This window comes from Psychrilyobacter sp., assembly GCF_049671765.1.
GTDB lineage: Bacteria > Fusobacteriota > Fusobacteriia > Fusobacteriales > Fusobacteriaceae > Psychrilyobacter.
The window spans coordinates 1-10768 of the sequence record NZ_JBATVM010000319.1 but is presented as its reverse complement, the minus strand read 5'-3'; the positions used below and the strand labels follow the sequence as shown (position 1 = coordinate 10768).

Genomic DNA, 10768 nt, shown 5'->3' with positions numbered 1-10768 from the left:
CTTCTAGCAATTTCATTTTTTTCATTGACTCCAATAGCAATAGATCCAGTTCCACAAACAATATTTACTCCTGGTTGACAGGCTAAACTCCCTGCCCATCCTGATTCTACATCATTTCCAATTGTATAATTTATTCCTTTATAAACTTCACCTATTATTTTTTCAAGTTTTAATTTATCGTCTTTTACTTCTCCATAGCCTGGAATACCAATAAAAGCATATGATAATAATTCTTTTGAAATTTTTAATGTCTCATAAATTTTTTTGAGACCGTCTTTATGAAGTGCTTTAACGCCATCAAAACCTATTTGTAGATAGTGCCCAGTACCTTTAACTAATTCAAAAACGATATTCCCTTTATTATCAATTACTGTAAAAGCAGTTTTTGTTCCACCACTATCGACTCCTAAATAATACATGTTTCCTCCTTTTCTTTAATTCATTGATTCTTTTTAAAATTTATACGTACCTTTTTAAAGACTGGAATAATTTTTCATTATTTCTATTAAAAAACTTTAAATTGAAAATTAACCTTTACTTCCTGTAGAAGCTACACCTTCTATGAATTTTTTTTGAAAAGTAATAAAAAATATCAACATAGGTGCCATAGCTATAAGTGATCCGGCCATCATAATAGGAATATTTGTTGTTCTTTGACCGGCTAAAGATGCTAACCCTGCTGATAGTGTCATTTTTGAAACAGATGTATTAACTATAAGGGGCCACATTAATGAATTCCATCCATATAAACCTGTTAAAATAGCTAGTGTAATCAGTGCTGGCGTTATAAGAGGTAGCATAACTCTCCAATATATTTGAAATGGATTACATCCGTCTATTATAGCTGCTTCTTCTAACTCTCTGGGTATATTTTCAAAGAATTGTTTTAAAAGAAAAGTTCCAAAAGCACTAAATAATCCAGGTAAACATAGAGCTGTTAGGGAATTTAATAACCCTAATTTTTGAATTATTAAATATTGTGGAATGAGGTATATCTGACCTGGGACCATTAATATAGTAAGAAAAACTAAAAATATCTTTTTTTTCCCCCAAAATTCTAATCTTGCAAAAGCGTATCCTGCCATTGAACAGAAAACTAACTGTCCTACTATTATTACTAAAGTTGAAAGTAGTGTATTAATAAAATATTTTCCAAATGGTAAAAGCTTAAAGACCTCTACATAATTACTCCACATAACTTTAATTGGAAACATAGTCGGTGGAACTTGAGTAGTCTCACTCATTGTCTTTAAAGAAGTTAGCAACATCCAAATGAAAGGTGTTAGAGATAATATCCCACCAATTATCAAAATAGAATACACTACAAATTTTCCTAATTTTTTATTCATATATTTTCTCCTTTATAATTAACTATGAACCCATTTCTTTTTAATTTTAAATTGAATAACTGTAATTATTATTATTATTATAAATAACATAACCGCTATTGCCGCTGCAAATCCTTTTTCATTAAATTCAAAAGCATATCTATAAAATAAGTATACTACTGAAATAGATTCGTCGATAGCTATACTTGATTTACTAATCATCATGTAGATAATATCAAAAATTTGAAATGTTGAAATAAGTGTCATTATACCCACAAAAAATAAACTTGGACTAAGTAAAGGGAGTGTAATAGAAAAAAATTGTCTTACTTCACTTGCTCCATCAATTTCAGCAGCTTCGTATAAAGATTTTGGGATACTCTGTAACCCAGCCAATAAAATTATCATATTATATCCAATTTTCATCCAAATCATAACTATGACAACAGCATATAAAGATGTTGTTGGATTATTTAACCAGGATATTTTTTCTAAACCGAAAAAACTTAAACAGAAATTTAATAGACCAAAATCTTTATTATAGATCCATTTCCATACTGCACCACTTGCAGATGCCATGGCTATAACTGGTAAAAAGTATATTGTCCTAAAAAATCCTTTAAATTTTATTTTTGTATTGAGTAGAACTGCTAGAACAGTTGAGATACTTATCCCTACTGGAACAGCGATGATTACATATTTTAATGTGTTTTTTAAACTTCTTAGAAACTCTTTATCATTAAATAATTTTTTATAATTTGATAAACCTACCCATTTAGCTCCTCCAAATAATCCTATCTCAGTAAAACTAAAATAAAAATTTTGAAAAAATGGAATTATATAGAAGACCATTAACCCCAAAAAAACTGGCATGATTAATAAATATCCCCAAAATAAATGTTCGGTCTTTTTATTTTTTATCTTTGAAAAAATTTTCTTTGATTTATTTTCGTTTATATTCAATATTTCACCTTCTTTCGTTTATTTTTTAAGGAATTTAACATAGTTAAATTCCTTAAAAATTTAGATATTATTTTTCAGATTTTAGTATAGAATCCATCTCTTCTTTTATGTTTTTACATGCTTCTCTAGGACTCATTGTTCCAGCCCATACTTTAGTAAGATATACATCCTGTACATGACTCCATTTAGCAGTGTCAAAAGAAACTGGATATGAAACATTATTTTTTAAAGCTCTTATATAAGCAGAGACATCAATATTTTTATAATTTTCAGTCCATAATTTTTGAGATTCAGTATATGCTGGAATTACAACACCAGATTTTGCCACATAGTCGTTAGATTCTTTATTCGATAAAAATTTAACAAATTTCCATGCTGCTTCTGGATGTTTTGAATTTTTCCCAATGGCATAACCAATTCCGTGAACTACTGTAGAATTATTTTTTATTTTCGGCATTGTCACAACGCCAAGATGTCCATTTATTTTTTCATCTGCATTTAGTGGTGATGCTCTCCAAGACCCTTGATATACCATTGCTACTTGCTCAGACTGAAACATTTGAGTGGCTTTATTTTCAAGCATAGTAGTATAATCTGAACTTGCGTTTTCGTCAAAGATACTTTTTATCATTTCAATAGCTTTTATGGTATTTTCATCTCCATAACCTGATTCTTTTCTATCGCTTGAAATAATACTCCCACCATTTTGTGGAATAATATTGTAGTAAGATGATTGATTTTCATAAACTGGAATAGCTACTCCATAGACACCCTTAACGTTTGCCTGTATATTTATAGCTGCTTTTTTCATATCATCCCATGTCCATTGATCTGTAGGATATTGTAACCCTGCTTTATCGAATAAAGCTTTATTATACCAAAGCGCTATACTGTCTACATCTTTTGGGATTCCGTACTGGTTTCCTTTATATTGATATAAATCTTTAATTCCCTCGACGTATTTATTCATATCTATAGAGTCTTTTTTTATTATTTCATTTAACGGTAAAAGCATATCATAACTAGCATACTTTAAAAAGTTCGGTCCGTTCATCCAAACAACATCTGGCATTTCTCCCCCAGTAGTAGCAGCTTGAAGTTTTGTCCAATATTGATTGTATGGAGTAGTTTCAAATTCAACTTTTATATTAGGATTATTTTTTTCAAATTCATCTGCTAACTCCCTATACACAGGTGCTTGAACAGAATCCCATAGGGCATATTTTATAACAACTTTCTCATTTTTTTCATTTTGTCCACCGCAACCAACAAGTAAAACACTCAATGCTAATAATAATATCCATATTTTTTTCATTTTGTCCCCCTTTTAATAATTTATACGTATGTATTTTAAATTTAAAAATTTTTATTATTTTTCAAAATATTCTATAATTTCCTTTGAAAGTTCTGGTATAATTTTTAGTCCTCCATTACCTCTCAAAGACTCAGTTGCCATAATACCTGCTGCTACTGCTTGACGTGCAGCTATCGGTGATGTATTTGGTTTTTCTCCATTTTTTATATATCTTATAAAAGCTTTTACTATATCTGGATCTGATCCCCCATGGGTTCCTGTTTTTTCTTTCAGGTCATAGGTCACATCAGTTTTCCCATAACCATCAAATCTATCTGTATATACTACGACTTTACAATCTCCAGTATCACCAATATTTTCAACTCTTCCCTTAGTTCCTATAAAAGTATAGTTTCTAACTGAATCAGGAGTATAATGACATTGAACATAACTAGCTTGGACTCCATTATCTAATTGCATCATTACCATACTATGATCTTCTACATCTACTATGTTAGAAACTCCTTTTAATTTTTTTGCCGGCCAATGGTTTGAATCAAAAGTAACTTGTTTATAGTGCTCATCTGGAGATTTTCTCTCTTGATCACATTTATCATAGATCGATAATTTACCCATTCCAACTACTGCTTTAGAATATCCTCCTGCTAGCCAATGGATTACATCCATATCGTGAGCTCCTTTTTGTAATAATAATCCATTTACATTTTTTCTTTCTGAATGCCAATCTTTAAAGTAAGCGTCTCCTCCATATGAAACGAAGTGTCTGCACCAAACTGCCTGAATATCTCCAATTACTCCTGAATCAATTACCTCTTTCATCTTTAATATAACAGGAAAATACCTCATATTATGACCTAAAAATAATTTTCTTCCTTCTTCCATAGCTGTTTTTAAAATATTATCACACTCTTCAATGGTAATCCCCAAAGGTTTTTCTAAATAAACATCTTTTCCTGCTTTTAAGGCTGCAATAGCATGCTCTTCATGACAATAATCTGGTGAAAGGATAAATACTGCATCAACATCCTCCCTTGCTAGTAACTCATTATAGTCTTTAGTTAAAAATAGATCTTTTTCTTTTTTATAAAATTCTGAAAATTTTTCTAATGATTCATCATAAATATCTGCTGCCCCAATAAGTTTTACATCTTTTTCTTCTAGTGCATAAGCACCTAGTTTTCCACGCCATCCCCAAGCTCCAATTAATCCGATACCAATTTTCTTCATTTTTCCCCCTTTTAAATTTTTATTTTAGTTCTATTTCAAATGTTAATTTATCCCCTCTAGCAATTGACTTTGTGTACTCTAAGACTTCATTTTGTGAATATGTATATCTCTCTAATTCCATACAGGCTCTTAAACTAGACATTTTTAATTTTTCCAATATATCCTCTGTGGGTATTACTGCTTTAAATTTTTCTACGGCTCTGTCAAAATTTACCTTATAATCTTTTCGAATAATATCGTATAGTGGCTTTTCGGTTAGAACTTTTAGACTTAAATTTTTTAATAGATTTGGATTTAAGTAAGTTGTTTCATACATGACTGGTTTTTTATCGGCTAACCTTAATCTGATTAGTTTATAGATTTCCTTAGAATTTATTGCCATTTTTTTTTGAACTTTTTCATCTGCTTCTACTAATTCAAATGAAATTATTTCTGAACTAGGAACCTTTCCTCTTTTTATCATCTCTTCTGTAAAACTATAAAATTTTAATAGTGACTGGCTATAAAATTCTTCCGAAACAAATGTACCACTTCCTTGTAATTTATATAAATATTTCTCTTTGACTAAATGATCAACGGCTTTTCTAACTGTATCTCTGCTTAATTGATATTTTTCCATTAATTTTTGTTCTGTAAGAATTTTTTCTCCTAAGCTATATTCTCCATCATTTACTTTCTTTTTTATAATATCTGCTAATTTACAGTATTTTGTTTTTTGTTTTATCATATCTCCACCTCTTGATTGGTACGTACCTTTCAAATTTATTTTAATACTAAAATAAGAAAATGTCAAATTAAAATACAATTATTAAAAAAATGAATATCTTTTTTTTTTAAAAGAACCTTTTTACTGCCTTTAGTATCTCCATCTTCCTTTCACTATTACATTTTTTAAATTTATTTTTTCATCTAAGATTACTAAATCTGCTATATATCCTTTTTTTATTTTTCCATACCTATCATCAATTCCTATGGCTTTTGCAGGATATAGTGATGCCATTCTCAAGGATTCTTCCAAAGATTCTCCTACATATTCTACTAAATTTTGAACTCCCTTGATCATAGTCAGTACAGATCCAGCTAGAGACCCTTCCTCATTTCGAAGTTCTCCATTGCTGTGAAAACATCTTTTTCCCTCAAATAAAAATTCTTTCATGTCTGTCCCAGCAGGAGCAGCGGCATCTGTAACTAAAAATAATCTATCTCCTAATAATTTTTTGGCTATTTTAACAGCAGCATAGTGACAATGTAATCCATCTACTATAATTCCGGCAGTTAATTTTTTAGAATTTAATATTGCTCCAACAGCACCAGGCTCTCTATGATTATAAGAGCTCATACCATTATATAAATGGGTTGCCATGGTAATTCCATAAGGGAGTTTATTTGAAATTTCATCATATGTTCCGTTGGTATGCCCCATAGAAACTGTTATTCCTCCACTTACTAATTTGTTTATATGAGTTGTAGTGGCATTTTCAGGTGCAAGAGTGAGAATTGTTGTTTTAGAATTAGAAATTTTTTCAATAATTTCGTCAGACAAAATTCTAATATAATCTTCCCTGTGAGTTCCTTTTTTTTCCTTTGATATATATGGACCCTCAATATGAAGACCTATTATTCCTAAATCTTCTAAATTTTCTATTTTACTCATTACCTCTAAAGATTTTTCTATTTTTTCATCTTCACAGGTGATCAAAGTAGGGGTATACATAGTGCATCCGTATTTTAAGTTTGTTTCATTTATAATTTTAAAAGTTTTTTCAGATATGTCGTCGTTGACTAGGACTCCTCCACATCCGTTAAGTTGAAGATCTATAAATGCTGGAGCTATTAGTCTTCCTTTAACATCTTTAATTTCAATATTTGGATATAATATTGCTAATTTTTTTTCATCAATTATATCTTTTATCTTTTTTCCCTCTATAATTAGAGATTTTCTAAAAATACTTTTTTCCCCTGTAAAAATTTTCCCATTTGTTAATGCATACACCATTATTCCTCCTAATTATGAACAAAAATATTTATAGATAATTTCTTATATTATATTGGATCTAATTTCACATAGAAATATCAAGATTATAGTTTTATTTAATCTAGTTGTCAATTATTTCTTTTTCTATAGTGATCTAGTGTTGTTAAAATTAAGAAATAAAAAGCTCCTATTCAATATTTAATTGCAAAAATTTGTTCATTGTTTTCTGGGAAAGTTATTTCTAGTGATCTTTATCTGTTGTATCATAAGTTAATGTCATTTAGAATATTGTATGGATAAGATACGAGGAGTTGGATAGTTTTATTAAAATTTAATAATTTGTTTTAATTTTTTATTATTAGTATAATAAAGGAGATTTTAGAAGGTAGATATAATGAATCATTAGTCATAAAATTAAAACTAAAAAGAATTCCACAAACTATTTATTTTGTAATAGAAAATAAAGCAGCGATAAATCGGCCTACTTTGATATTTAAAGCTAGGAAAGAATAAAGACTACTGTATTACTAGAGAGAATATAAAAAATTAAGATTATTCTTAAATAAAGCGTAAAATAACAAATGGAGGTCAACAATGAAAAATATACTTTTTTATTCAAAATTAATTAAACATGGAAGTAAAAAAGGTCAGCTTAATACATACACAAAGAAGATAAGATTCGCTTTTAGAACTCTTATTTATTACCCTTGGATAAATAATCTAACAAATTTTATTTTAAAACATGATTATCTTTCTTCTACAGTTTATCAATATCCTGTTTTATTAAGTAAGATGCATAGACCATATCTATCAAGCACATTTAAAATGAGTGAAAAATTAAACGCAATAAAAGATAGCTACGAATTCATAGATACTTATTTTTCTGAGGAAAAAAGAAAGATTCTCTATACAGATGGTCAGATTGTCTTAGGTGAAATCTGTGGAAATAATTCTGAAGTATTTTATGTCAATCTAGCTCTTTATCCCCACTATGATAAGGAGGGAGAATTCAATTTGATTTTAACAAATTCAGATAATATAACTCTATCCACTCTTACTTTTAGCTTACAGAAAGAAAAGAACGAATTTAGAATATTCATAGGGGGACTTCAAGGGGCTCCAAAAGATATAGACCATAGCATAATAAAGGTTGCTACAAAAAATTTATATGGTTTATTTCCTAAAAAAATTATTATTGAATCCCTATATTTTCTTGAAAAATCATTGGGTATGAAGGTAGAAAAAATATGTGTAGGGAATAGCCAACATGTCTATACTGCCAAGAGATACAAGAAAAAAAGAACTATTCTCTCTAGTTATGATAGTTTTTGGATATCTTTAAATGCAGAAAAAACAAAGTTAGGTCTATGGATCTTACCGGAAAAATTAGAAAGGAAAGATATACTTGATGTTCCAAGTAAAAAGAGAGGTCAATATAGAAAAAAATATGGTTTGTTGAAAAAATTAGAAAGTTCAATACTAGGAACTTTTAATAAAAAGAAAGTAGAGGTTACGGAACTTATATAGAAAATAAAAATTTTATAAAGCAAGGAATAAAAATGTGAAAAAAATATGTTGATTTCAAAACAATCATATGCTTTGTAAAGAAAAAGGGGAAATTCAAAATCTGAAAAAAACTTTTTTTCAAAGGTCTTTAGTAAGATAAAAAGGCTTAAATAGACTATTATCTGTAGGGAATACTACTCTACTTTTATTTGTGTATTTTTTAAATGTTTATCGAAACCTTCTATTGTATTAGTAGAAAATATTGAAGTCCTAATTTTTGAGGATATTTTAAAAATATAGCTAAATTGGACCAATTAGACTTCCATAATAAATTTTTGCTTTCATTTTCCCCTTCAGATTGAAACATTTTGTATTAAAAAATATTTAAATGTGGAATATTACATTGATAAAAAGATGAAATGTCAAGAAATTAAGTTTTAATTTTATTCAATAAATGCAAACTAATAAAAATTAAAAAGGACAAATAAATATAGTTATCTAATTGCCCATTAAATATTCTACAGTATTATAAATTTGAATATATGTGAAAGTTTTTATATTTAATAAAAATCTAAATTTTATTTTTTTCACATATTTTACAAGATGTATATCCATTTTTAATAGCTTCTTGTAAAGTTATTGTTTCTAAATTTTTAGCATATGGACACTCTTCTTGATGATATTTTTTAGTTTTTTTGTTTACAAAAATAAAATTTGGTTTGGCTTGGTTTCGCTTCTTTTTAAACAATATAAGTATAAAACTTAAAATCGACACAATTAAAATTATTTTTATCATATTTTCCTCCTATTTTTATTTAAGTAGTTCCGCTTACACCTCTCCCAAATCTCTGAGTACCCTTCTTGCATTTACTACATATCCTACTATATGGGATTCCTTTTGAATCAATTTCACTAATAAATGTTCTCTTGCATTTTAAACAAATAACTTCTTTTTTCTTCATTAGTATCACCTCTTTGAAAATTGTAATATTTTTAGTATTAGTGTATCATACTTTATGAGTAGATTTAAATTGTTTAATTAAACATTAAGTTTTTCTTGCTAAATTTTATTTTTTTTGTTTATTATTTCCTTACCTCTTATTTTTACGTCCATTAACCGAACATAAACGTTTACTAATACACGCATATAATCTATATATAGCCCTATCATATATCTACCATTTAGTTGTCAATTGTTTTCTTTATTAGAATTTAAGTTGACTTTATCTCTATCCACCTTTAAAATACAGTTGTAATAAATAATTGCGTATTGATTTTTAATATGTCTCTCTCCCAAGGGATTTATTACAACTATTTACAAGAAGACTCTTAAATTAACTTTTAGGAGTCTTTTTATATATTCATAAAGATATTGCGTTGGTGATTTATTTTAGGAGATCCACTTCATTGGAATATTAAAAAAAAGAATTGATTTCTCAAATAAAAAAACACTTGTTTTAATTAATTAATTAATACTTTATTTAGTTTATTAATGTTGTTGTTATAACCATTTAGTTGTAAACTTTTAATAAGTGGATTCTAATATTTTTTTTAGTGACTCTCTCCTGATTTCATATGAAATAGATTTTGATACAATTCAAAATAGAATCCACTTCAAAAAAATCCTTTTAAAGGATAAAACAAATAAAAAAGTAGATGCAAAAAGGAGCTTAAAAAATATGTTTCTTAAAAAGTGTTCAGTTTTAAATTTTTAAGGGTAATATAAATTTTCATATTTTTTAAAGATACGTTCTCTCCAAGTTAGAGATATTATTTTTTTAGTTTTTTTGCATTTAGGATATGTTTTCGCGATGCTTCTAAGAGTCAAGTATTTCAAAGAATTATTTAAAAATTTAGGTGGTGAAAAAATGAAAAAAAATGAATCTATAACTAAGTATATGGTTTTTGTTTTATTAGGAGCTTCAAGTTATGGAGTTCTTTCAACTTTTGTAAAACTGGCTTATGGTGAGGGATTTACTTTAGGAGAAATTGTGTTTTCTCAAACAGGAATAGGTTGTTTGGTCTTATGGCTTATGGTATTTTTAAAAATAAAAATAAATAAAGAGTATAAAATAAAATTTAGTAAAAGTGATTTAATAAAATTGATGTTGACAGGGATTCCAATTGGATTAACTAGTGTAATGTATTATAAATCTGTTCAGGAAGTTCCTGCTTCAATGGCAATTTTATTATTTTTCCAATTTACATGGATGGGAAATTTAGTAGAATGTATTTTGGAGAAAAAAATTCCTTCTAAAATTCAAGTAATATCTATTATGTTACTTTTAATAGGAACAACGTTTTCATCTAATGTTTTTAATGGGGGTTTAAGTAGCTTAACATTTAAAGGTATAATATATGGACTTTTGGCAGCATGTTCATATACAGCATTTACTTTTGTTAGTGGGAAGGTTGCAACGAATGTAGATTCAATTCAAAGAAGTACTTTAATGT

The 10768-nt window shown here is 27.9% G+C and carries 11 protein-coding genes; 2 read left to right on the top strand and 9 right to left on the bottom strand.

Annotated elements, in window-relative coordinates; genetic code table 11:
- The 7 genes from WBG30_RS14920 to nagA all read right to left on the bottom strand — a co-directional run.
- The coding region (locus tag WBG30_RS14920; protein ID WP_424505448.1) for a BadF/BadG/BcrA/BcrD ATPase family protein at positions 1-419 on the bottom strand (419 nt) is incomplete at its 3' end.
- Between the two features lie 108 nt (positions 420-527).
- Positions 528-1349 (bottom strand): carbohydrate ABC transporter permease, encoded by an 822-nt coding sequence (locus tag WBG30_RS14915; RefSeq protein ID WP_424505447.1) that lies wholly within the window; start codon positions 1347-1349, stop codon positions 528-530.
- 18 nt (positions 1350-1367) lie between these two features.
- Entirely contained in the window at positions 1368-2291 is a 924-nt protein-coding gene (locus WBG30_RS14910) for a carbohydrate ABC transporter permease (protein WP_424505446.1), read from the bottom strand.
- Positions 2292-2358: 67 nt separating this feature from the next.
- On the bottom strand, positions 2359-3606 hold the full coding sequence (locus tag WBG30_RS14905) for an ABC transporter substrate-binding protein (protein WP_424505445.1): 1248 nt from the start codon (positions 3604-3606) through the stop codon (positions 2359-2361).
- Positions 3607-3660: 54 nt separating this feature from the next.
- The gene (locus WBG30_RS14900; RefSeq protein WP_424505444.1) at positions 3661-4833 is read right to left on the bottom strand and encodes a Gfo/Idh/MocA family protein; all 1173 of its coding nucleotides are present in this window, start codon (positions 4831-4833) and stop codon (positions 3661-3663) included.
- A gap of 19 nt (positions 4834-4852) precedes the next feature.
- Positions 4853-5560, bottom strand: a complete 708-nt coding sequence (locus WBG30_RS14895) for a GntR family transcriptional regulator (RefSeq protein ID WP_424505443.1) — start codon at positions 5558-5560, stop codon at positions 4853-4855.
- Positions 5561-5689: 129 nt separating this feature from the next.
- Positions 5690-6829: an N-acetylglucosamine-6-phosphate deacetylase gene (gene nagA / locus WBG30_RS14890; protein ID WP_424505442.1), complete on the bottom strand. Its 1140-nt coding sequence runs from the start codon at positions 6827-6829 to the stop codon at positions 5690-5692.
- A gap of 573 nt (positions 6830-7402) precedes the next feature.
- Here nagA and WBG30_RS14885 point away from each other — a divergent pair.
- Positions 7403-8335 (top strand): VirK/YbjX family protein, encoded by a 933-nt coding sequence (locus tag WBG30_RS14885; RefSeq protein ID WP_424505441.1) that lies wholly within the window; start codon positions 7403-7405, stop codon positions 8333-8335.
- A gap of 550 nt (positions 8336-8885) precedes the next feature.
- On the opposite strand, the gene WBG30_RS14880 is transcribed toward WBG30_RS14885, so the two are convergent.
- Both WBG30_RS14880 and WBG30_RS14875 read right to left on the bottom strand, forming a co-directional pair.
- Positions 8886-9110, bottom strand: a complete 225-nt coding sequence (locus WBG30_RS14880; protein ID WP_424505440.1) for a hypothetical protein — start codon at positions 9108-9110, stop codon at positions 8886-8888.
- Between the two features lie 19 nt (positions 9111-9129).
- Complete coding sequence (locus WBG30_RS14875) at positions 9130-9276, bottom strand: hypothetical protein (RefSeq protein WP_424505439.1); 147 nt, start codon at positions 9274-9276, stop codon at positions 9130-9132.
- Between the two features lie 906 nt (positions 9277-10182).
- On the opposite strand from WBG30_RS14875, the gene WBG30_RS14870 reads away from it, so the two are divergent.
- Positions 10183-10768, top strand: a 586-nt coding sequence (locus WBG30_RS14870; protein WP_424505438.1) for an EamA family transporter, incomplete at its 3' end; no start/stop codon positions are given.